This window comes from Chitinophaga pinensis DSM 2588, assembly GCF_000024005.1.
Lineage (GTDB): Bacteria > Bacteroidota > Bacteroidia > Chitinophagales > Chitinophagaceae > Chitinophaga > Chitinophaga pinensis.
This window is the reverse complement of the sequence record NC_013132.1, coordinates 3,598,868-3,620,560: the sequence shown is the minus strand read 5'-3', so window position 1 is coordinate 3,620,560 and position 21,693 is coordinate 3,598,868. Positions and strand designations below refer to the sequence as shown.

20 protein-coding genes, 1 tRNA gene and 1 pseudogene are annotated in these 21,693 nt (G+C 42.6%); 3 read left to right on the top strand and 19 right to left on the bottom strand.

The window, feature by feature from the left end; translation table 11 throughout:
* Nucleotides 1-87: 87 nt before the first annotated feature.
* Nucleotides 88-936: an oxidoreductase gene (locus CPIN_RS14685; RefSeq protein ID WP_012790597.1), complete on the bottom strand. Its 849-nt coding sequence runs from the start codon at nt 934-936 to the stop codon at nt 88-90.
* A gap of 42 nt (nt 937-978) precedes the next feature.
* Nucleotides 979-1,797, bottom strand: a complete 819-nt coding sequence (locus CPIN_RS14680; RefSeq protein ID WP_012790596.1) for an SDR family NAD(P)-dependent oxidoreductase — start codon at nt 1,795-1,797, stop codon at nt 979-981.
* Nucleotides 1,798-3,165: 1,368 nt separating this feature from the next.
* On the opposite strand from CPIN_RS14680, the pseudogene CPIN_RS37605 reads away from it, so the two are divergent.
* Both CPIN_RS37605 and CPIN_RS14665 read left to right on the top strand, forming a co-directional pair.
* Nucleotides 3,166-3,321 (top strand): annotated as a pseudogene (locus CPIN_RS37605) (helix-turn-helix domain-containing protein); the annotation flags it as partial.
* Nucleotides 3,322-3,541: 220 nt separating this feature from the next.
* The gene (locus tag CPIN_RS14665; protein WP_012790593.1) at nt 3,542-4,594 is read left to right on the top strand and encodes a DUF5694 domain-containing protein; all 1,053 of its coding nucleotides are present in this window, start codon (nt 3,542-3,544) and stop codon (nt 4,592-4,594) included.
* 111 nt (nt 4,595-4,705) lie between these two features.
* Here the strand turns inward: CPIN_RS14665 and CPIN_RS36675 are convergent, their stop codons facing one another.
* From CPIN_RS36675 to CPIN_RS36670, 17 genes are all read right to left on the bottom strand, one after another.
* Nucleotides 4,706-5,296 carry a hypothetical protein gene (locus CPIN_RS36675; protein ID WP_012790592.1) on the bottom strand — a complete coding sequence of 197 codons (591 nt, stop codon included), beginning with the start codon at nt 5,294-5,296 and terminating at the stop codon, nt 4,706-4,708.
* Entirely contained in the window at nt 5,283-6,389 is a 1,107-nt protein-coding gene (locus tag CPIN_RS14655) for a hypothetical protein (RefSeq protein WP_012790591.1), read from the bottom strand. The genes CPIN_RS36675 and CPIN_RS14655 overlap by 14 nt, the downstream gene beginning before the upstream one ends.
* A gap of 133 nt (nt 6,390-6,522) precedes the next feature.
* Nucleotides 6,523-7,263 (bottom strand): hypothetical protein, encoded by a 741-nt coding sequence (locus CPIN_RS14650; RefSeq protein WP_012790590.1) that lies wholly within the window; start codon nt 7,261-7,263, stop codon nt 6,523-6,525.
* 53 nt (nt 7,264-7,316) lie between these two features.
* Nucleotides 7,317-7,757: a hypothetical protein gene (locus tag CPIN_RS14645; protein ID WP_012790589.1), complete on the bottom strand. Its 441-nt coding sequence runs from the start codon at nt 7,755-7,757 to the stop codon at nt 7,317-7,319.
* 147 nt (nt 7,758-7,904) lie between these two features.
* The gene (locus CPIN_RS14640) at nt 7,905-8,534 is read right to left on the bottom strand and encodes a TetR/AcrR family transcriptional regulator (RefSeq protein WP_012790588.1); all 630 of its coding nucleotides are present in this window, start codon (nt 8,532-8,534) and stop codon (nt 7,905-7,907) included.
* A gap of 285 nt (nt 8,535-8,819) precedes the next feature.
* A complete protein-coding gene (locus CPIN_RS14635) occupies nt 8,820-10,115 on the bottom strand; it encodes an amidohydrolase family protein (protein ID WP_012790587.1) in 1,296 nt (431 codons plus the stop codon).
* A gap of 616 nt (nt 10,116-10,731) precedes the next feature.
* A tRNA-Lys gene (locus tag CPIN_RS14630) sits at nt 10,732-10,804 on the bottom strand.
* A gap of 85 nt (nt 10,805-10,889) precedes the next feature.
* A complete protein-coding gene (locus CPIN_RS14625; RefSeq protein ID WP_012790586.1) occupies nt 10,890-11,870 on the bottom strand; it encodes a GSCFA domain-containing protein in 981 nt (326 codons plus the stop codon).
* A 9-nt stretch (nt 11,871-11,879) separates the two neighbouring features.
* Nucleotides 11,880-12,725, bottom strand: coding sequence for a hydroxymethylglutaryl-CoA lyase (locus CPIN_RS14620; protein ID WP_012790585.1), 846 nt, complete (start codon nt 12,723-12,725; stop codon nt 11,880-11,882).
* 13 nt (nt 12,726-12,738) lie between these two features.
* Nucleotides 12,739-13,530, bottom strand: coding sequence for a 23S rRNA (guanosine(2251)-2'-O)-methyltransferase RlmB (gene rlmB / locus CPIN_RS14615; RefSeq protein ID WP_012790584.1), 792 nt, complete (start codon nt 13,528-13,530; stop codon nt 12,739-12,741).
* 101 nt (nt 13,531-13,631) lie between these two features.
* Nucleotides 13,632-14,201: an NUDIX domain-containing protein gene (locus CPIN_RS14610; RefSeq protein WP_012790583.1), complete on the bottom strand. Its 570-nt coding sequence runs from the start codon at nt 14,199-14,201 to the stop codon at nt 13,632-13,634.
* Nucleotides 14,202-14,311: 110 nt separating this feature from the next.
* Complete coding sequence (locus tag CPIN_RS38975) at nt 14,312-15,244, bottom strand: GNAT family N-acetyltransferase (RefSeq protein WP_012790582.1); 933 nt, start codon at nt 15,242-15,244, stop codon at nt 14,312-14,314.
* Nucleotides 15,225-16,142: an EamA family transporter gene (locus CPIN_RS37415; protein ID WP_012790581.1), complete on the bottom strand. Its 918-nt coding sequence runs from the start codon at nt 16,140-16,142 to the stop codon at nt 15,225-15,227. The genes CPIN_RS38975 and CPIN_RS37415 overlap by 20 nt, the downstream gene beginning before the upstream one ends.
* Before the next feature lie 33 nt (nt 16,143-16,175).
* A complete protein-coding gene (locus tag CPIN_RS14595; RefSeq protein WP_012790580.1) occupies nt 16,176-17,588 on the bottom strand; it encodes a pyridoxal phosphate-dependent decarboxylase family protein in 1,413 nt (470 codons plus the stop codon).
* Nucleotides 17,589-17,780: 192 nt separating this feature from the next.
* The gene (locus CPIN_RS39445) at nt 17,781-18,269 is read right to left on the bottom strand and encodes a methylated-DNA--[protein]-cysteine S-methyltransferase (RefSeq protein WP_012790579.1); all 489 of its coding nucleotides are present in this window, start codon (nt 18,267-18,269) and stop codon (nt 17,781-17,783) included.
* A gap of 28 nt (nt 18,270-18,297) precedes the next feature.
* The gene (locus tag CPIN_RS14585; protein WP_012790578.1) at nt 18,298-19,206 is read right to left on the bottom strand and encodes a DNA-3-methyladenine glycosylase family protein; all 909 of its coding nucleotides are present in this window, start codon (nt 19,204-19,206) and stop codon (nt 18,298-18,300) included.
* A gap of 16 nt (nt 19,207-19,222) precedes the next feature.
* On the bottom strand, nt 19,223-19,753 hold the full coding sequence (locus CPIN_RS36670) for an ArsR/SmtB family transcription factor (protein WP_012790577.1): 531 nt from the start codon (nt 19,751-19,753) through the stop codon (nt 19,223-19,225).
* Nucleotides 19,754-20,258: 505 nt separating this feature from the next.
* Here CPIN_RS36670 and CPIN_RS14575 point away from each other — a divergent pair.
* Nucleotides 20,259-21,686, top strand: a complete 1,428-nt coding sequence (locus CPIN_RS14575; protein ID WP_012790576.1) for an aminotransferase-like domain-containing protein — start codon at nt 20,259-20,261, stop codon at nt 21,684-21,686.
* Nucleotides 21,687-21,693 lie beyond the last annotated feature (7 nt).

Below are 21,693 nucleotides of genomic sequence, written 5' to 3'. Positions count from 1 at the left end.
AATAATACAATAAAAGTTCGAGGTATAGCATCTGGGATCTGGCTAACCGGTTTAATATGATCTTGATGTATAATGAACACGTGGGTTTTAGTTCTTCGGATAATCCGTACTATTAGATATGTTTTCCCATTCATCTACTTCTTTTCCAGCCTGCGCCGTTTTCATCCGGAATGCAGCTACCGAATCAGACCCTAAAGGCAGATGTATTGGCGGATTTTCGCTGGCGGCCAATTTAATAATTGCCTGTGCAAGTCTTACGGGGTCGCCCGGCTGATTACCGTCTATCTGACTAATAAACTCCCTAATATGCCCTACCGTTTCTTTATATGCATCTAATTTAATCTCAGACGCCTGATATGATTCAGTTGAAGCAAATTTTGTTCTGAAATATCCAGGAGCAGCTGTTGTAACATATATGCCTAATGGTTTTACTTCAAGTGCTAACCCTTCAGTTATACCTTCAACTGCAAATTTAGTTGAGCCGTAAAGGCCAAAGCCAGGCACAGATGCCGTATAGCCAAGTAATGAAGATATGTTAATAATATGTCCGGACTTTTGGCTTCGCATATGAGGTAAAACAGCCCTGGTAACGTTCAGTAAACCGAAAACATTGGTGTCATATTGTTTTCTTACCTCATAGTCGGATACTTCCTCGGTAGCGCCAAGCAAGCCATATCCAGCATTATTAACCAATACATCTAAGCGTCCGAATTTGTTTATAGCATCCTGTACACCTTGCTTTACCTGATCCTCTTTGGTAACGTCGAGTGTCACAACCAATGCATTCTCTTCGTTGTTAAATATCGCTTTAAGATTTTCGGCATTGCCTCTGACTGTTGCCGCAACTTTATCACCGGCTTTAAGTGCTGCTTTGGCTATTTCCAATCCAAAGCCTTTTGATGCGCCTGTTATAAACCAAACTTTTTGCTTTTTCATGATATTATTTATTATTCCTGTTTCAAAATGAGATTCTAACATTTAGTGTCCATGGGCTTCGTTTGAAACTTCACTCCAGGCATCCCATTCCGCATAGCGGGTTTGATAAACCTGTTTTACCCAGGGATAAGCCTTGCTGCCAAGAAATAACCGTAAGGGAGGTTTTTCACTGTCTACGAGTTTCAATATCGCCTGGGTAGTCGCCTCGGGTTTACCAAAGAAATCCGGAGTAAAGCCTGCCTGTAGGTCTGCCTTTACCTTATCATAGACAGGATTCGCATTTGTATGAATGGCTGAAGCACCACCCCAGTCAGTTGAAAATGCATTGGGTTCTACCATAGAAACTTTTATACCGAGTTCTGCTACTTCCTGCGCTAAAGATTCTGTTAAACCTTCCACTGCAAACTTAGATGCATTGTACAAACCGAGTGTTGGAACAGTTACTACCCCCAATACACTTGACAACTGAATAATATGGCCACTGTTCTGTTCCCGCATAATTGGCAATACCGCTTGTGTTACCCAAAGCAGGCCGAAAAAGTTTGTCTCCATCTGGTCACGGGCTTCTTGCTCAGTAGTTTCTTCAATGGCACCGAACAAACCATAGCCGGCATTATTTATGAGCACATCAATAGCGCCAAAATGTTCTTTTCCCGCTTTGACAGCAGCAAAAACTGCATCACGGTCATTCACATCAAGTTTAAGTGGGAAGATTTTTTCTCCATAATTTCCTACTAAGTCTTTTAGGTGACTTATATCGCGGGCTGTAGCAATTACTTGATCACCGCGATTTAAAAATGCTTCTGCCCAGATTTTACCAAATCCACGGGAAGCGCCTGTAATAAAAATTGTCTTTGTCATTGTTGTATGGTTTATTAACAACTCAAAGATCACATTGAAAGTCGAGGTGACTACGTGACCTACATCACCTTGATGACAATGAACTCATTTTGTGATGTATATCACACATTGGGGCGATGGATAGAGAAAGTAATGTTTGGGAACTTAATAATGCTGTTGATATGCAGATAAAAGCTGATTATAGTCAGAAAAACCACTTTTACTATTCCGCTCAACAGGTAGCTGAATCTGAGAATTATCATAGGGGCTCTTCATCTTTAAAATGCATAACAAACATAAATGAGAAACCAACTGGTCAGAAACCAGTTTAAGGAGGAATGTTATGTTGACCAGAGATCACAGAATAACTTTATCAAAAGCTTGCCTGTAAATTAAATAGAACGTAAAAAAGCGCTGGAAGAATTAAAAGTGTTTCCGGTAAACGCCTTGAATCTGGACAAAACTCATCGAATGGCTACCTAGCATGTCACAGTACTCGTGCTAGTATGGAATCACAGCAACAAAGAATACAGAAAACGATATTCCCTGAAGACGTCTATTATAACATGAAAAATAACTGGTATCTAAAAAGAATCCTGGCTGAAACTCGAACCTGCCTGAAGGTTAATAATGAGGATTATATGCAGCTGGAACAACATTTTGTCACCTGACCGATAGCCTTAGTCCTTAACCCCCAGAACAATTAGTGAACCAAAACACATCTTTAATTGGAAAAAGCAAATGTTAATATGAAATTATTTTATACAAACGATGTGTGCTATATTCAAGAATAAAAAGAGCTTTATGAATGTTAAATGCAAAAATTGTCTACCAGAAGAGGGGATTGAGATTCCAGAATTAAGTCTATCAGAGAAAAAAAGAATATTGGAATTGAAGCTCCAATCCCCTATCTATTCAGTAAAATATCTTATCGATTTTTGTGGACTTAGCCATATGGAAGCCAAATATATTGTAACTCATGTTAATAGAACTTATGGACTTTGCAATAGGTGCAATTTTGACAAGCTTGATAAGGAGTATATGATTTGCCCTAAATGTGAGTCATTAAATTTTAATTGGAAATGCTGAAATATACGGCTCTAGCAAAGATGGTTTAGTGGTATATTATACACCGCTTCACCACACTGTTAGACACACTTACCTAAAATAGGGCTCGAGTTTGATTAAAGCTGGCTGAATGATTTAATAGTAAATATAAAGAGAACAAGTTTGTTGATTTAAGAATTTTCATACTCCTTTTCTTCTGTGTGAAGGATTCATCGTAAAAGCCACCCGTTTGGACTCGAACTGGCTTAAAGGTTGCTAATTAAGATATTGTATGAAATGCTATAAAACAAAAACGCTCCAAAGTCGGTAAAGCCTTCGCTCACGGAAAGAGAGCTGGAGGTTTTGCGGTTGCATGCCCAAGGCTTTTCAATCGATCAGATTGCGGAGAAGTTGTTTGTAGCTCCGGACACGGTGAAATATTACCGTAGGAGGATCTTTGAACGACTTGAGGTGGGCAATGTGATGGATGCGTTGTGATTTGTAGTGGCAAGTAAGTTGATTTGAGGGTTAGCTAAAGGGCGATGGCTTTTGCCAAAAAATGTACTATCATTGTTTAACTCAAGAGAATTCCTGTCCGTGTAATTCGGACCACTTCAACTTGCTGGCGATTTTCAGATAGCACCATATCGGCAAGCGGTCACCGTTGGTGAAAATACGTGGAACCGACAAACCTTTAATTAAACAACAAAGGCAAAATATGAAGTATTTCTTCTTTTTTATTTTCTTTATTTCGATCAACACCTGTGCGCAACAAGTGGATATTATAGTGATAGGTGTTTCCCACAACTATAGCAACTACCCCGGACAGGATTTTTCCGGCATTCATAATAAAATCAAAAAATTCCAACCTGATGCTTTTTTTGGCGAATTCTTGAGTAAGGAAGATGAGCGCCTTGTGATGGATTATTGGTGTAAACAACCCAATATCCAACGGCTAAAAATGCTGATGAACAATCGAAGTATACCAGTAGCGTTGCTCCCTAAGAGAATTGACAGCCTAAAAAAATTATCGCTAACAGAACCTCAAAACTATCGGGTAAAAACTGACTTAGCCCATGCTTATTATCTTAATCAGGACGTTGCAAATGGACATTATCAATTTTGGCAAGTTTTCAATAATCTCCAGCAAATACCTAATGCTGAACTTGAAAACTATGTCAATAAATTACTTAGTCCCCAATTGGATACAACGGGGCGGAGCATGAAAAGACTAAAAACTTCTGAATATGCGCTAATCGCATTTCCAATGATGCAGGAGATGGGAATTCAGGAATTGCTTCCTATGGATTGCCAAGATTACGATTTGAATTGGCAAGCATCCTGGGTAGCATTCGATGCAAAATTCGATGTATTTAAAAAAGGTACTACAACATCTTTTAGAAAAGAATTGAAATCTAATTTGGATAAGATCAATAAGGGGTATGAAAAGTATGACAGTGTAGAAAAATCTTCGAAAAACGTAACGGAATGGTTAAACACAGAGGAGGCATCTGCCATTGCTGCCTCAGGGGATTTTTATTTGCCGGAGATGTATGATATGAATAACTTCCCTAAAGAAGAAATGCTTTCGAAAATACATTGGTGGATAATGAGAAATAAGGGAATGTGTGATAACGTTGTGAACAGAGCGAGAAAGGCAGGGGCGAAAAAAGTAGTCGTTATCGCCGGGGCTAATCATAAAAAGTATATGCAGGACATTTTCGAAACTATGCCAGATGTAAGGGTAAGAAATATCAATGAATTCGAATAGATATAATCCATTCACTAAACCTGTCAACCAAAAACACACTACCTGAATTAGGACCGTACGACCCAATATTGTTTTGGGCTATCAATCACTCTGTCAAACACATTGAACTTGCTAATCTCCACCTATATTTGCTTGGGATATTTTTCTTTCAAAATCAAACCACAGTGTCCGTCCTTGCACATCCAATCTGTTATAAAAAGTTTTTTTGTACAAAGAACTTGCCCCGGGGCCCACTCCTTGGCCATATCGACTATTTCGCTTAAGCATTTTAACGAATTTATCAATAAATGATTTTACTTTTTTGTCCGGTGTTTTTGATATGATCCGAAGACTAAGCATTTCCAATTCGTCCTTAGTATGGCGTCCACCAAGCCCCTCAATTGCATGTACACAAAATTCGTCATCATAAAAGCTATCAAACTTCCCCGGATCGAAAGTTTCGGAGGAAATAAAGAAGGAGCGGTAATGCTCATCGATATTTTCAGCCAGCTCCTCCTTCGTTGCTATTTTAATAAAATTCCATTGGGTACCGATTCTTTTTTCCAGATAAAAATACAGATCCATCTCATTTACTAAATCCAAAATTTCAGTATAAAATGAGCAAATGTTAATGAATATGTTTGTGAGATTAGCCATATTTATCTTTACATGTTCTTGCTTATTACCAAGCCAGAATGAATGATTTTTTTTATTTACCAGCATCTTTTTTGCGGATCCGGTAGAGTTTCTTATCACTGTTGGCAAACAATGCATACCGGAGATGAGGGTTAGTATAATACATATAACCATCTACTCTCTCTAACGGCTGTACTTTATTTTTAGAGAAATTGCCAATAAGCATACCGTCAATTTTAATAGATGAATTGGGACGCTCTTCGTCCAGATACATGAATTCTTTAATTTTTATCGTATCCTTGTGAAATACAATATCGGTAAAGAGATAACCTGGGTAAAGCACAGCAGTGAAACCGGCCGCATTGCCACCAGGCCCGGAAAACTTAATCTTCTCTTTTTTCAGCCGGTGAAAGTAACGGTAGATTAAAGTAGCAGACTGGGTGATTTCACCCTTATTTACAAAACTTTCATCTGGTCGCCTGAAGAGATTGTTCCAAAGAAGTTTCTGTGTGTCAGACCATGGGAAATCCCTGCCGGTATTAAGGGTCGTATAAAACTGGAAGCATTGATCACCGTTGAAATAGGTCAGCACAGTGAAAGTTATGGGTACCTGCGTAGCCTGGATCTTTCCGGCAGCAGCTTTTTCCGGCAATGCACTCTTTGAACGATAGTCCACTAAGACTATACTTTGTGCAGCTTTAATTTCGGCCAGCTTGCTTTTCTGCATGGCCGTGTCCCAATTCAGCCTGGCATTTTCTGTTCGTATTTTAATGGGTACTTTATTTCCGTTAAAACTCCATGTATAATACTCGTTCATCTCTTTATCGATGATAAAGCCTTTTACAAATGCTAAATCGCCGCCCCTGCGATCAAGCCTTAACGAGTCAGTGATCTCTCCATCAATACCGAGTTTATAGAATGTATTGTTTCTCTTACCGTGGACCGTGTAGATGATCACATCGTTCTCTTCAGTTAAAAAAGACTGTATGTTCTCCTCACTTTCAAGTAGCAGTTCCAGCCTCGCCGCTCCACTTTCTATCTCATTAGTGCTATCGATCGGTTGATACCATTCATATTTTTCTGGTATCTTGTCATGATTCTCCCAATTGCAAGCAGTGGAAAACACCTGGTACAAAGCCGCTACAATACCTGTGAGTGGAAAAAAACAAAAACCTTTCATGGTGAGAAATATAAATCAATTACTGGATACTCGATTTTGAGAAAATAGCTGCCAATCAATACTATCATAATATGATAAAATCGAATAGGAGCTGTATACGACTTAACGATCAGGGATAGGACTTCTATATTTCTCACCAGCCACCTTCCCCTAAGTTGTCAAAGTCCTCAATATTGGAAAGTTTGGCTAAGCCTTCAAGAGAAATATCTGACCATTTTTCATCGAAAACCTCGTCTCCACCTTCTGCGGTAACATTTTTATTAATCCGCTCCAACCGTCTTTTGGTTAAGAAATTAATGCTTACCTGCCTGTCGATCCTCGGGCCGGTATTGTTGCTGGCATCATAGCCAATAAGATCAAAGTCTGCTCCCCGAAACCTGAAGGTATATTTCCAGCATCCATACCTGCCATGTGCGTAATGTATATAGAGCTTATTGCGCAAAATTTCGATGGAAAGCTCCGGAGCCGTATACACCCCGCCGTCCTCATTTTCAGATGAAAAACATTGCAGATTTTCCACCGCCTTCTTAAACTGCCCTTTCCTCCCCAAAAATATGATCAGTCCGCGGCGATTCCTGTCTATTAATTTGTTCCCTTGATCCATCTCAAACCCGCCCATTTCTGTTGATTTCACTATGAGAATGCTGTCCGGTATTCCGTCTCGATTCAAATCACCTCCAATGCGATCGACAACCCGGTATCCCTTTGGCGCTGTGAGTTCTGGCGCAACTGTTTTCTTTAGTGCAAGCACCTTCTCAGGTTGGAACATACTGTTGAAAGCTTGCGGTTGAGAATAAGCGTTTTCAATCAGGGCGGGGCTATAACCCGAGGATAAAAGAGTTACTAAAATATGTATGGAAAAATATGTTATCATTGACAGCAAAATTTATGCGCGTAAATTCATACAGTGCCTAAGGTTACCTTCGCTTATTTCTCAACACTAATGTCCTCCAGTTGATAAGAATCATCAAGCTGGCAATATATTTTCATATCCGGATATTGTTTTTTTGCTTCAAAGATCATTACAACAACATTGTCGGGATAAAAACATAAGTGTACTATATCCAGTGAGCTTTCAAGACTGGCGTAATCTTCCTTTGAAGGTTGATAATCCGACTCCCCATAGGCGGCGTCAGTCAATTCCCTGGCAATATCTTTTTTTAGCCGTGCAATGGTCGTAGCGCTTAGACCATTCGCCCAGTCACCGGCACTTAAAATCAGCTCGGTAAAATCCGACTGATCTGAAGTATCCTCCTCTTCCAGATCTAATTCGGCAATAACTTTTACGGAATCGGGCAGCGTAAGATATCCAACCATACAACCGTCTTTTAACTTTAAATCGTTAAAAAGTTCAATATTGTTAGGCATTCAGATAGTTTTAAAAACTTAGGTTTATAGGCTTTCCTTATACGATAATCCAGAAACATATCGCTAAACGACAAAAAATTGATGCATTATTGCGGATGAAACCGAATAGTCATACGAAACTAATTTTGTACTCTTATGAAGCGGAGGCTACAGATCAACGTATGCCTTATCTATAATAAAGTCTATTGCTTCCTGAACTGCTATCCGCCCTTCGGTCTTTGTAAGGTCCAACCCACAAAAGGTATTATTATTAGTGGTGGCATAAATATTAAGGTAGTAGATACCTGAGACAAGCAGAGCAGTAATTGCGCGATACACCGGTGCCTTCGTACCGAAATGAGGATCACAGATATTTTTAAAGACTGCCTCTCCTTCTTTCTCTCTGTTATCGGCGAGCTTTTTCAGTGACCGCCGCTTTTCGCTAAGCCCCCATAAAACTATTTTCTGCAGCTCCTTGTTTTTAAATACATAGTCAAACTGCGACAGCAGCAAAGCTTTTGTAAGCGCTTGTCCACCATCTTTCAGATCGGCTTGCTTCGGTTCGTATCGTACATTACTCCAAAAATCCTGACTCCCGATATACTCGTCGATCAGCTTGTCCGTACCACCGAAGTAATCATAGATTAGCTTTTTATCAGCACCGGCAATAGAAGCAATGTCATTGACCTTCAATGCCATATATCCTTTCGATTTCAATATTTTTCCAACCGCATGTAAAAATTTCTTCCGGGTCCTCTCTTTGTTTTTAAGAGCGCCATCTGTAGTCTTTCTTTTCATAATGGTAGAAGTACGTGCAAAAATGGTACAATCGAATATAGTATAAAAATATCACTATTTAGTGATATTTTTATCAGACCCACTAAGCTGAAGCGGTATTATAATGAAAGAATATTCACAGCGTGAAAAGCATAGCCTGCAATAAGGTCCTTTGTATTACCCATACAGCGAACCAGATCTACCTACAAACGTTAAGTAATTTTATTGTCAGGAGCCCGTTTTGTCAAGAAAATGATATCGGGATGTTAATTTGTAATGATCGTGTACGCTCATCTTTTATTGCAATTATTTAGAGTAATTGGTCGAACGATCAACAAATATCACCTTACCTTCCTTCATGACGAATACTACGTTTTCAATCGCCTCGATGTTTGTTAATGGATTTTTATCCAAGGCAATAATGTCCGCGAAATATCCCTTTTCGAGTAGTCCAACCTTTCCTTCGCCTGCGATCAGGATGCCAGGATTCATTGTAGCTGATTGTAAGATCTGGATGTTGTTCATTCCGGCTTCAATATATGACCTGTAAGTGCTTACGGTTACCTGTCCCCGATTTCGCTGTGCATCTAAAAAGTACATATCTGATCCAAAGGCAATCTTGACGTTTGCAGCCAAGGCCCGTTTAATCCTTTGCTGATATCTTTCAACGCCCGTTCTATCTGTCGGAACAAGATATACGCCTTGCGCAGCCATAAGCTTAAGCACATCGCTTGACAAGGTGTATCCATGCTCGATCGAATTTACCCCAGCTTTGATTGCCATTAGCGAAGGTCCATCACCATTGGTTGCATGAGCAGCTACCTTAAGATTAGCTTTGTGTGCTTCTTCGACAATGGCATTGAGCTCTTCCTGATTTAAACACATCCGGTCGTTATTAACGATAATTTTGATGCAGTCAGCACCATCATAAATAGCTTCTTTTACAGCCCTTCGGGCTTCCTCGACTCCACTTATTTCAACATACTCCCTTTGGACGAGTTCTCGCCGCACATCGTCCGGCATCCTGGTGAATTGCCCTCCAATGGGCGATATGGCACGGGTGGACGCAAATACTCTCGGACCGGGAATCCAGTTCTTGTTGATAGCATCACGAAGGGCAATATCTGCATTGACACCTGAATTGCCAAGGTCCCGGACAGTGGTATATCCAGAGTTGATCATATCGCGCGCATTTCTGACACCAATCAAGGCTCGTGTGGCATTATCTATAACGGCGGTCTCAACAACTATATTTGCTCCTGGTACTTTCTCCAGTTCATATTGATACTCATGACATAAATGGGTATGAGCATCTATAAGTCCAGGAAGTAAATACTTATCACTAAGATTAATAACAGTAGCACCCACGGGGATTTCAAGGTTACTCCCTGCTCTTTCTATTTTCCCGTTAAGGATATGAATAACTGCTTGTTCAATCAATCTACCATTTCTGACATCTATCAGGCCTTTTGCTTTTATTACGGTAAACTTATTCTGTTCCGGTGCCAGATCTTGTGCATTCGACACATGAGAAGCGATAATGCAGACAAACAGATTAAAGAAAATACATACTATCTGTGCGGAAGGGGTTGATCTTTTCATTTGAGTTTTATTATTAGTATTATTGGGTAGAGACATTATGCAAACCTTTGCTCTTCGATACGGGAAGTCTTATAACGCGTTCTGAGAGATCATTAATTCTTATTTGCTTGAAAATGATATTCACGTGGAAGACAGTATTTGTCGGTAACAAGAAAGTCATTGGTTTTGCCACATTAAATATGGATGCGAAGGTCGTTTTTTCCTCCTAATATCGGAAATAAACCAGGAGCTGCTGGCGCTCTTTTGATGTTCAATGGTTGGAATTTGAATTCTATAGGATCACCGTTTACGTGTTGGGCAAGAAAGTTATCCAAATTGTCTTATGAAACCATAACGATCGTGAACAAGTAAACGTGGAGCCGATAATTTAAGAATGATAGTTCAGCTTAATGGAGAATGCGATGAAATGAGCACTTTCACTGGATAACCGCTTTCATTTTTTCACAGTTATCAATTAAGTTGTGTGAAAATATCGATTGATCGCCATGATAAATAATTATTGATATACAACCTAATGAGACTCGAACCTTCTATAGGTTTGAGAATATGCGTGTTATGTTTTTTAACAAAAACAAAAACGCTCCAAGTCTTTGAACTTGAAGCGTTTAAAGTTTTGTGATCCCGCTGGGACTCGAACCCAGGACCCATACATTAAAAGTGTATTGCTCTACCAACTGAGCTACGGAATCATTCCCGCTGAACGGGGGTGCAATATTACACTTAAAGATTTACAATTCCCACTTTTTTTAAAATTTTTCTTCGCGTAAACTTTTTTCACCTGCCTTCAAAGTGTTTCAACTCCTTCTCCAGCCGCAAAAACGGGTGCTCTTCCATCAACTGTTTTGTCTTTCGTGCATACGTCTGTAAGAACTGCTGATGCTGCGCTCCGTCTGGATTAAACGGCCTATGCTGCATTGCGCGGATGATCTCTGCTACGCGTGGTAACAGTTGTTTATCCGACTCTTCCAGACAGTTCGCAGTAAAATGATCCCACACATAATTTATGGCTTGTTCATTCGGATGTACCAGATCTTCTTTATAGAATCTGTAATCGCGCAGATCATCTATGACCAGTTCGTAAGCCGGGAAATAAAAAAGTCGATCGAATTTATTCACCAGATGGTGTACGGTTTGCATCAGCACTGCCTTACTGAGATTATTCTCCACAACACCGTCACGTATATAACGTACAGGGCTAATGGTAAACAGGATCTTTACTTTTCTGTTACGGAAAAATAAACGGTGCATCAGGTTGTCCAGTGCGGAGATGGCATCCGGGGGAGATAAAAGTTTCTTATAGAAAGATGCTGCGGGTACTTTATGGCAGTTACCCACCACATAGTTATTGCTGGTCAATGAATAAGTAAATGCAGCACCAAGGGTAATAATGAGCCAATCTGCCTCTTCCAGTTGTCTTATGGCAGATTCCTGAGCGGTATTGATACCTGAGAGTACCTCTTCGGGATTGACACCGGAGAAACGGCTGTGATGGTCCCAGCTATGCCATAAGTCATTTTGCCGGAACAGATCATCTGTAGTATATTTTTTACCGTCGAGATAAGTATGTAATGCCTGTGTGATGCTGATGGGATTATAAAGGATCCCATGAGGATTGATCAAAGCATCGAAGTGATATTGTTGTAAGCGCTCTCCTATTTCTTCTGCGAAGCAGGAACCAACCATCAATATCTTATCGGTATATCTGACAGGTGTTGCAAGCGGAGAAACGGGAAAGGTCAGACGAAAATTTGTCATGATACAAGACTAATAAAAAATACGGTCTGCTAGCTGCTGAGCGATCTGTAATGCAGCGAAGTCCAGTCCCAGCTGTTCGTGACGCTGTACGCTGAAGTCGAGCAGACGCTCAGTTGCAAGATTGCCGACCAGTTCATCTTTGGCCATCGGACAACCACCAATGCCTTTTATGGCGCTATCAAAACGTCTGCATCCCTGGTCATAGGCAGCGGCTACTTTTTCCTCCCAGTTATGGGGAGCAGAATGAAAGTGTGCACCGAATGCTACTCCCGGGTGAGCAGGTATAAGCGTAGAGAACAGTTTTGTGATGATCTCCGGATTGGCAACACCAACCGTATCAGCCAGGGAAATTATTGTAATGTCCCTTTTTACCAATTCTTCCACCCATTGTAAAGCGATGGAAGCATCGTATGGATCCCCATAGGGATTACCAAAACCCATAGAAATGTAGACCACCAGCTGTTTACTGTTTTTGATACACAGTTCCTGCATAGTATCTACCAGCTCCATTGAAGCACTGATCGTTTTGTTGGTATTACGCAACTGGAAAGTCTCGGAGATAGAGAAAGGATATCCCAGATAAGAAATTTCATCGAACGCCACCGCTTCTTCAGCTCCCCGCTGATTAGCGACGATTGCCAACAGTTTGCTCCTGGCACTGCTCATATCCAGACGGGATATCACATCAGTGGTATCGGCCATCTGGGGAATGGCTTTAGGCGAAACAAAGCTGCCAAAATCAAGGGTATCAAACCCTACCTTCAGCAGGGCATTCAGATACTCAACCTTTTCATCCGTGCTGATTAACCTGTGCCAACCTTGCATGGCATCACGTGGACATTCGATCAATTTCATTTACTGGAGATTTTTATGCGCCTCTCTGTTTCATGGCCTCATACAGGATAATGCCCGCCGCAACAGAGACATTGAATGACTCAAAGTTTCCGGCCATAGGAATGTGGAACAGGGTATCCGAAGCTTTTATCAATGCCGGGAACACGCCTTTGTCTTCCGATCCCATAATTACTGCTACCGGCTCCTGCAGCTGACAGTCATAGAGCTTTGTTTCAGCCTCCATTTCGCTGGCAATCACCTTGATACCATTCAGATGGAGGGTATCAATCGCTTTCAACAGACTGTTCACCCGGCATACGGAGATTGTTTCCAATGCTCCTGCAGAAGACTTAATCGCTTCCTCATTCAGGGCAGCAATTCCTCTGTCAGGGATAATGATTGCCTGAGCCCCGCAACACACTGCACTACGGGCAATGGCGCCGATATTACGGACGTCGGTAATACCGTCCAGGATCAGGAATAAAGGAGTCTGGCCCTGTTCGGTTACATGAGATATCACATCCTGAAGATCCAGGTAGTTGATATTGCCAGTGATGGCCACACAGCCCTGGTGATTGGCAGAGGTTAACCCGTTCAGTTTCTCTACCGGAACCAGATTTATCGGAATATTATATTGTTCTGCTAACTGTCTGATCTGAGGGATAATCTCCCCTGTTGCACCGCGCAACATAAAAATACGCTCAATGGCCTTGCCTGCTTTCATCGCTTCCACAATTGGCTGTCTGCCAATCACCAGAGATGATGCCTTGGGCCTGGGAGCATGCTGACGGAAACCGCCAGGCTTCTTAAATTTTCGTTGTTCCATTACTGCAAAGAACGGAATTTATAGTCAATTAGGAATTACGAATTAGGAATTAGGAATTTCCGATTCCTATAAACTGACAGCTAATATCCCGTATTTCTAAGCTACAAGGCTGACTGAATCTCGCCTTCCAACATCATCAGTTTTAGCTTCAGAATGGCGGCAACAGACATGGAATCAGTGATTTCATGGTTTTTCACCATCTGATAAGCGGTCTCAAAAGGCACTTTCTTAGTGAACAATTGTTCAGTTTCTTCTGGTTCTGCCTCGCGCTGTTCCAGGTTACGGGCCAGAAATATCACAGCCGCTTCATCTGAGACTGAATTGGACAGGTGCATGTGGACAATGGGTTGCCAGTCTGCAGCTACCAGACCCGTTTCTTCCAGCAATTCCCGCTGAGCTCCCAATAACGGATCTATGCCTAATGGCCCACCGCCTTCGGGAATCTCCCAGCTGAATTGTTCAAGTGGGAAGCGATACTGCCCTACCAGGTATATATTATTGTGTTCATCCAGGGCCACCACGCCGATTGCGGCGTTCTTAAAGTGTACCACGCCATAGATGCCATTACCCCCGGAAGGGTTGATCACCTGGTGTTCTGTCACTTTTATCCAGGGATTATCGTATTTCTTCTCGCTGGACAAAATCGTCCAGGGGTTCTGTTGCATTTCCATACAGGGACGAAAATAAAAAAAAACCGCCTCGTTAAGAAACGAGACGGTGTCAACCAGATGTCGGCGGTAAATACCTTTTGAACATCATACCTAAATCTAAATCGTATCTTTTATAATATTATTTTCACTTGTGATAGATGATGTTTTAAATGATGCAAATAATCCGTCACCACATATTGCAGTGTGACAGGTTCTTTCTCATTAATACTGATAAGGTTGTTTAGTGCTCCGGCGGGTATGGCGCGTATTGTTAACGCCAGATGTCTGTTCATCACCGCCCATAATTCAATAATTTCCTGCCAGCTGCTCAACTGCCAGGCTTGTCCCTTTACCCAAAATTCCTGTGTATAGCCAGGAATTTCCAGCAAAGATATTTGTTGTGATCGTATAAAACGAACATTATTATTAATTGCTGAATCAATTAAATGTCCGACGATCTCCTTTGGACTCCATTTATACCTGGAAAACCGCTCTGCTGCTGTCATTTCTGACATCTCACGTAAAAGCGGTAACGCCGCATTTACCGTTTTCAGAAGTTCCTCCGCGATGATATAATGAGGATTTTCCTCGGCCAGAATGATCTCCATCTTGATATCACTCCGCACGTAACGTCCCTCTTCCACAGGAATTTCTCTAAATCCGAGCTTCTGATACATCGTGATGGCAGGCGCCAATCTTGTATTGGAGTATAATATGACCTTTTCCAATCCTTTTTTCCTGGCCAGGTCCAGGATGCCTTTTGCCAGCTTCCAACCTATCTTATGTCCCTGATAAGCCTCGTCCACAGCCATCTTGGTCATCTCTGCACTAACGGCGTCTATTGGTTTCAAGGCGACTGTTCCTACAATATTTTCACCTACAGCGGCAAAAATAATGTCTCCTCCTTTGGCGAGAATATGCTTATCAGGATTACCAAGCACGTCCACGTCTACCGGCTCTACGGTAAAATACTTTTCTATCCACCACCGGTTCAGTCGTTCGAAATGCACTTGATAAGCTGGTATGTAGTCGATGAGTCTAACCTCATGATTTAGTGGTTCCATATTCTTTTTTGTTTCTGTTTACAGCCATATTTACCATATAAACGCCGCCCAAGGTTACCAGGCAGGAAAGCCCTGTTGTCCAGTTCAGGTGCTCCTGCAGGATCAGCCATCCCAGTAATACCGCCACAATCGGATTAATATAGGCGTATACGGAAGCCAGGGAAGTCGGCAGGTTGTTCAATGCGAACACATAGGAGGAGTATCCCAGTATGGAACCGAAGAAGACAAGATAAAAAATGCTCCCCCAAAGCTCCCTGTTAAAACCGTCTAACGGTAAAGAATACCCCATTAGTATGGCTGTCCCTGTCATGACAATACCACTGAACAGCATCTGAAAACCGGCGCCGTATAAAAAGTTTATCTTGAGCGCCCATCTTGCCGTCAGTACCGAACCGATCGCCCAGCTGATACAGGAGATCAGGGTCAGGAAAATACCGAACCGAAACTCCGGATTTGCAAGGCTCGGCAGATAATCATAGAAGATCCCTCCCACACCCAGTAATCCAACCAACATGCCTGTTATCAGCAAGATGGTAAATTTTGTACGTTGTACCAGGAAATAACTGAATATAGTTATCCAGATAGGCACTGTTGCAACAATAATTGCACAAAGACCACTGGGAATGTATTGCATGGCCCACGTAATTAAACCATTGCTCATACAAAGCATCATGACCCCAATTACAAAGAGACGTGACAGAATAATCTTTTCCGGAAACTTAAATCCTCTCAGCAAAAAGAACCCGGTTAAAAGGATACCGGCGATTGTTTGTCTGACTCCCGCCAGCATTAATCCGTGCGTGTGGCGTACGCCAATCCTGGAAGCCAGATAGGTGGTACCCCAGAAAATACTTACCAGCACCAATGCCATATAGGCATTCGTGTTTGACTTTTTCATACTCCGAAGTTGTTATGGTGAATTAATAATAGATCAGTCTTCTTCTACAGTAGGCCCGGCTGCCTGTTGCAGCATATCTTCCCATGCAATGGTCAGATCCTTTTCTGTAGTGCGCCAGTTGACGAATGCCGCGCGGATAGCCGGAACGCCCTGATAAACTGTTGGCGTCATCATAACTTTACCGCTATCATTCAATGCTTTCAGGAATGCATCGATGCCTGCCTGTTTTTCTTCGTCCGCTACATGCAGCGTAAAACAAACAACGCATAACCTGACAGGGGCCAATAAGTGGAAAGCATCACTCTCACTGATCAATGTTCCCAACTGACGGGCTAACTGTATATTATTATTCACAATAGCTGTATATCCTTCGGCGCCATAGGCCACCAATGTGAACCAGGCCGGCAATGCACGCAATCGTCGTGAATTCTCAGGTGTATAATTGCTGTACTTAAAATCTTTCTCAGGATCGCCCAGGTAAGCAGCGCCTACATTCTTAAATGTATCCAGCTGCAGCTGTAAATGGCGGGTGAATACCATTGCCGCATCATAAGGCACATTGAGCCACTTGTGCGCATCAATAGTGATACTATCTGCCTCTTCCCATCCATCTAACAGCTGCTTATATTCAGGGACACATGCTGCAAATGCGCCAAAGGCTGCATCCACATGTAGCCAGAAGTTATACTCTTTCTTCAATGCCACAATTGCCTGCAGGTCATCAAAGTCAACTGTATTAACAGTACCTGCACTCGCCAGCACAATCAATGGTTCTCCTTTATGTGCCAACAGGTATTCTTTCAATGCTTCAATATCAAATGCTTCTCTGTCTGGTAAGGCGGGAATCTTTACCAGAGCATTTCTTCCAAAGCCTAACATGGCCATTGATTTCACACTGCTGGAATGTGGTGTACAGGAAACGATCTTTGCATTTGCCAATGCAGCCATTCCTTCCTGTGCTACATCAACACCCAGCTGCTTTCCTAACCATTGTCTTGCAATAGCCAATCCGGAGAAATTTGCCATGGTAGCCCCAGTTACAAAGTTTCCGGAAAAAGCATCCGGCAACCCAAACAGTTGCCGGAGCATTGAGATGGTTTCTGTTTCTATTTTGAATGGCGGTATGTCTCTGTCTGATGCGTTCATATCGAAGACGGATGTCAGCCAGTCTCCGGCGATCGCTGGTATCGTTGCGCCTCCCGTTACAAAGCCCCAGTTACGCGGACCACTATTCCCCGCGAGATGTTCTTCGTATCTCTTTCTGAATTGTGAAAGCGTATGCATCGCCCCCATTCCCTTTCGCGGAAGATCAAAATTCTCAAATGAAGCAGTCGCCGCCTTGACTGGCAAGGTCTCTACGCTGGATAAGAATAACACGCTGTAATCCTTAATCTCCTGTAAGAAATTATCTAATTGCTGTAGATCCTGGTTCAATAACTGATTCATCTGAGGTGGATTTATGGTGAATGGGTATCAGACTTCAAAATTGGAATAATTCCGGGATATAAAACAGATTCAGTTTTGTAATTTTTGACCAGATCAGATTTGAAATTTCAGGGACTAGATCAGTTGATACTTTCGGTATGTTATGTTTCGCTTTATTTAAGTTTTGTTTTCTTGCGGAATATTATTGTTGTATCAAAACAGCTCCAGTGAACCGAATTTCTGTTTGATTTCATGCTCCAGCAGCCATTTCTTGCGCCACAATCCACCTGCATATCCGGTCAGCGAACCATCGCTGCCTATTACACGATGACAAGGTACTACGATTGCAATCCTGTTCTTGCCATTAGTCGTCCCTACCGCACGGATACTCTTCGGATTATTGATACGTTTAGCCAGCTGCAGATAGGAGATCGTCTGGCCATACGGGATGTCTTTCAGTTGTTGCCACACTGTTTGTTGGAACTCGGTTCCTGGTTGTGCAACCGGAAAATTGAATCCCTGTAAACTACCTGCGAAATAAGCATTTATTTCTTCCACACATTGTAGCATGATATCGGATAGTGGCTCCTGTGTAGGGACTCTTCCTTCCTTAAAAGTGAGCGTATTGATCGCATGGTCATTTCCAATAATCGTCAGAGACCCTACCGGCGTAGTAATAATATGGATATGTTCTATCGTCATAATAATCAGTATTGAAGATGTTATAACACTATTGCATTAATGATCTCCATAAATAAAAGGTGGCATATGCGGCATATTCCCGCCAATGCCCTGTGTATGCTTTTACGTCTGCCAGCGACGGTTTAGCTGTCAGCTGTAACTGTTGCTTCAACGCATTATGTAGTCCGGCGTCCTCCAGCGGTAATGCCTCGTGATGACGGTGATATTTCATCAGCACATAATTGGCGGACCAGTTACCAATCCCCCTGAAAGAGATCAGATGCGCTCTTGCCTGCTGGTAATCCATTTCCCATAACTGCTTATCCGTCAGCAGACCACCAGTCATCGCTTTTGCCAGTCCTATGATATAGTCCGCCTTACTACGTGAGAACTGCATGGCTATCAATGACGCAGGTTCCAGTGATGCAACTACTGCCGGATGTGGATAGACATAATAGTCTTTCCCATTTATTACAGCGTGATGACCGAATGCCTGGATAAACCGCTGCCGTAATGTATAGGCGAATCCCAGGGTGATCTGTTGTCCGGTAATACTCCATGTCAGCGCTTCAAACAAATCAGGAATGCCGATCAGTCGCAATCCCTTATAACGGTCAGCTAATGGCTTTAAGACAGCATCCTTCTTTGCGAACTTATAAAATGGCCGCAAATCAGCTTCCAGGTGTAACCAATGGCTGATATACTTTATAATATGCGCGTCGTCGATGTCTTCGCCAGGTCCGTCCAGCACCCTTGCCTTCAATGCCTTGGCAGCAGGATCATCACTGATTTCCAGCAATACAGGGTGTCCGTTGGATATCACCATTTTCTGTACCGCATTATCCTGTACATAGTGCAGACATTCTTTCTCCGATCTGCTCAGAAACACCAGGCATTCTGCGAATGAGAAGTTATCATGATCTGTAACAGGTATATGTATCAATCGGCTGTTCTTCATGTGTTTCCTGGTTTTGTCAGGGCTTGCAGCGTTTGCAGGCACGATATCCGTTTTTCAATGCCTCTTCCCTGGTGATGTAAAATGTTACGTTATCCGGACGTGGATTTGCAAAGCAAGAGGGCTTGCAGAATATACCGGTAGTCCTGACTGCGTTGTAGAAAAGTCCGTCGAAATCTTTATCCTTACTCAGCATAGCCTGCAGCATCACGGGTTGGGTTAGCGGCGATCCCTGCTTGTATGCAGCCTCTTCCACGAACACGCCGTGATCGTTCTCCAGCGAGCGTTCTCCCCATTGGAGATAAGCGTCCAGCCACTCTTTCAGTGCATAAAATGCGGCTTTATTCAGATAACCGTAGCGTTCTCTGCCAGCCTGGTAGATCTTTATCCAGCCGCTTTCTTCCAGGAATTGTAAGTGTTTTGAAACTGCCTGACGAGAGATCTCCTTGAAGTGCTCGTTGATCTGGTTCACGTTTAGCGGCTGCAGACGCAGCAGTGACAGGATTTCTCTTCTTACCGGATCGGCGACGCCTTTAAATAGCTCGTCCATTGCGCAATTTTTTAGTTGCATAAAATTATGCAATTTTATAGTTGCGCAAAATATATTTCGTATGAAATTACCTAGTTGAGGCGATTGAGGTGGTTCCTGGGGGTTTAGGTTAATAGTTATTGGGAGGTATGAGACGTTTAAAGGATTGGCGTCGTTTAGAGTTGCAGATGGCCGATGGACTGGTGTCCTAGCTATTTGTGGTATCACCTGTTTGAAGGACTGGTTGAGACAGGGGCGTTGCTTTGGGTTTCAGATGGGCCGACGGGCTAAAGCCCTTTGGCTCCATCTGAAACCCAAAGCAGATACTGTCGGATAACTGATTTATTGTTTTTCTATAACAATAGGGAGTGAGCCTAAGTCTGGGTAATTGCTATGCTTACGTATCATACTGTGGCTTATATGGTGTGTATCGGCAATATCCTGGAGTGTATAACACCCCAAAATGCGGAAACCATATCAGTTTAAATTTACTTACATTTGAACCAGATCAGTTCAACCAATAGCCATGTTAAAAACCGCTGAACATCTTTATCTTCAGATTGCCGACAAACTGGAGCAACTTATTGCCAAAGACGTATTGAAAATTGGAGACAAGCTTCCTTCTGTTCGTACCATGAGCGAGGAACAGGGAGTTAGTATGAGTACTGCTTTTCAGGCTTATTATCATCTGGAAGCGAAGGGACTTATTGAATCCCGTCCTAAGTCGGGGTACTATGTCATCTTTAGTCCGCGGCGGATGCCGGAGATGCCTAAAGTCTGTGAGGCTGTTAAAAAGCCTTCGGAGGTTACTGTGCATGAAATGGTGACACAGGTTTCTCAGGATATGAGATTGGAAAATATTACCCGGTTTGCTTCTGCTGCGCCGCCGGAGTCGATGTTGCCGGCTGCCAAAATCTCTAAAGCACTTATACAGGCGCTGCGGAAAACACCTTTTGCGGGTGTGGGATATGAGCCTGTGCAGGGGAATCCTGATCTCCGCAGACAAATAGCCCGTAATTCTATTCTGTGGGGTGGTGCTGTCAGTGAAGATGAGATCGTTACTACAAGTGGTTGTATGGATGCGCTGACACTTTGTTTGTCAGCCGTTACGCAACAGGGAGATACGATTGCGATTGAAAGCCCGGCGTATTATGGTTCCCTCCAGCTGGCAGAAACGCTTGGACTGAAGGTGCTGGAAATACCTACGCATCCTGGTACAGGGGTCGACCTGGAATACCTGGATAAGGCTATTCCCAAGTTTAAGATCAAAGCCTGTCTCTTTGTGACCAATTTCACCAATCCGCTGGGCGCCTGTATGCCGGACACACATAAGCGTGAACTGGTGAGGTTACTGGAGAAATATGAGATCCCATTAATAGAGGACGATATTTATGGGGATATGTACTTTGGTAAAGAACGTCCTGGTGTCTGCAAAACTTTCGATACCAATGGACTTGTGTTGTTATGTAATTCCTTTTCCAAGTCCGTCGCACCGGGTTATCGTGTAGGCTGGACAATTCCCGGCAGATACCTGGAGAAAGTACTGAACCTGAAAAGGCATCACTCTATCTCCTCTCCTTCCCTTCCGGGTGCAGCAATTGCCTGTTTCCTCGAAAATGACCGCTATGAGCATCACCTGAGAGGAATGCGTAAAGCCCTGCATACACAGTATATGCGACACCTGCAGGCGATCAGAGAGTATTTTCCGGAGGATTGCTGCGTGTCTCGTCCGCAGGGAGGTTTTGTACTATGGGTGGAACTGAATCCGAAAGTGAATACATATGAGTTGTATGAACAGGCAATCAAGCATAAGATATCTTTTGCACCCGGCAGGATATTCTCTTTACAGGATCGTTATACAAACTGTATGCGTATCAGCTATAGTAATCCCTGGAGCAAACAGATGGACGACGGACTCAAAACACTGGGCAGACTTATCAGAAAGCTATCATAAATAAAAG

What these genes read in the sequence shown, in the direction of transcription:
- CPIN_RS14635 (WP_012790587.1), bottom strand. Translation starts at nt 10,115, where the DNA reads ATGAAAAGATCAACCCCTTCCGCACAGATAGTATGTATTTTCTTTAAT.
- CPIN_RS14585 (WP_012790578.1), bottom strand. Translation starts at nt 19,206, where the DNA reads ATGAAGAACAGCCGATTGATACATATACCTGTTACAGATCATGATAAC.
- rlmB (WP_012790584.1), bottom strand. Translation starts at nt 13,530, where the DNA reads ATGGAACAACGAAAATTTAAGAAGCCTGGCGGTTTCCGTCAGCATGCT.
- CPIN_RS39445 (WP_012790579.1), bottom strand. Translation starts at nt 18,269, where the DNA reads ATGACGATAGAACATATCCATATTATTACTACGCCGGTAGGGTCTCTG.
- CPIN_RS14610 (WP_012790583.1), bottom strand. Translation starts at nt 14,201, where the DNA reads ATGGAAATGCAACAGAACCCCTGGACGATTTTGTCCAGCGAGAAGAAA.
- CPIN_RS37415 (WP_012790581.1), bottom strand. Translation starts at nt 16,142, where the DNA reads ATGAAAAAGTCAAACACGAATGCCTATATGGCATTGGTGCTGGTAAGT.
- CPIN_RS14645 (WP_012790589.1), bottom strand. Translation starts at nt 7,757, where the DNA reads ATGCCTAACAATATTGAACTTTTTAACGATTTAAAGTTAAAAGACGGT.
- CPIN_RS14685 (WP_012790597.1), bottom strand. Translation starts at nt 936, where the DNA reads ATGAAAAAGCAAAAAGTTTGGTTTATAACAGGCGCATCAAAAGGCTTT.
- CPIN_RS14640 (WP_012790588.1), bottom strand. Translation starts at nt 8,534, where the DNA reads ATGAAAAGAAAGACTACAGATGGCGCTCTTAAAAACAAAGAGAGGACC.
- CPIN_RS14575 (WP_012790576.1), top strand. Translation starts at nt 20,259, where the DNA reads ATGTTAAAAACCGCTGAACATCTTTATCTTCAGATTGCCGACAAACTG.
- CPIN_RS14625 (WP_012790586.1), bottom strand. Translation starts at nt 11,870, where the DNA reads ATGACAAATTTTCGTCTGACCTTTCCCGTTTCTCCGCTTGCAACACCT.
- CPIN_RS14665 (WP_012790593.1), top strand. Translation starts at nt 3,542, where the DNA reads ATGAAGTATTTCTTCTTTTTTATTTTCTTTATTTCGATCAACACCTGT.
- CPIN_RS36675 (WP_012790592.1), bottom strand. Translation starts at nt 5,296, where the DNA reads ATGCTGGTAAATAAAAAAAATCATTCATTCTGGCTTGGTAATAAGCAA.
- CPIN_RS14650 (WP_012790590.1), bottom strand. Translation starts at nt 7,263, where the DNA reads ATGATAACATATTTTTCCATACATATTTTAGTAACTCTTTTATCCTCG.
- CPIN_RS38975 (WP_012790582.1), bottom strand. Translation starts at nt 15,244, where the DNA reads ATGGAACCACTAAATCATGAGGTTAGACTCATCGACTACATACCAGCT.
- CPIN_RS14680 (WP_012790596.1), bottom strand. Translation starts at nt 1,797, where the DNA reads ATGACAAAGACAATTTTTATTACAGGCGCTTCCCGTGGATTTGGTAAA.
- CPIN_RS14655 (WP_012790591.1), bottom strand. Translation starts at nt 6,389, where the DNA reads ATGAAAGGTTTTTGTTTTTTTCCACTCACAGGTATTGTAGCGGCTTTG.
- CPIN_RS14620 (WP_012790585.1), bottom strand. Translation starts at nt 12,725, where the DNA reads ATGAAATTGATCGAATGTCCACGTGATGCCATGCAAGGTTGGCACAGG.
- CPIN_RS14595 (WP_012790580.1), bottom strand. Translation starts at nt 17,588, where the DNA reads ATGAATCAGTTATTGAACCAGGATCTACAGCAATTAGATAATTTCTTA.
- CPIN_RS36670 (WP_012790577.1), bottom strand. Translation starts at nt 19,753, where the DNA reads ATGGACGAGCTATTTAAAGGCGTCGCCGATCCGGTAAGAAGAGAAATC.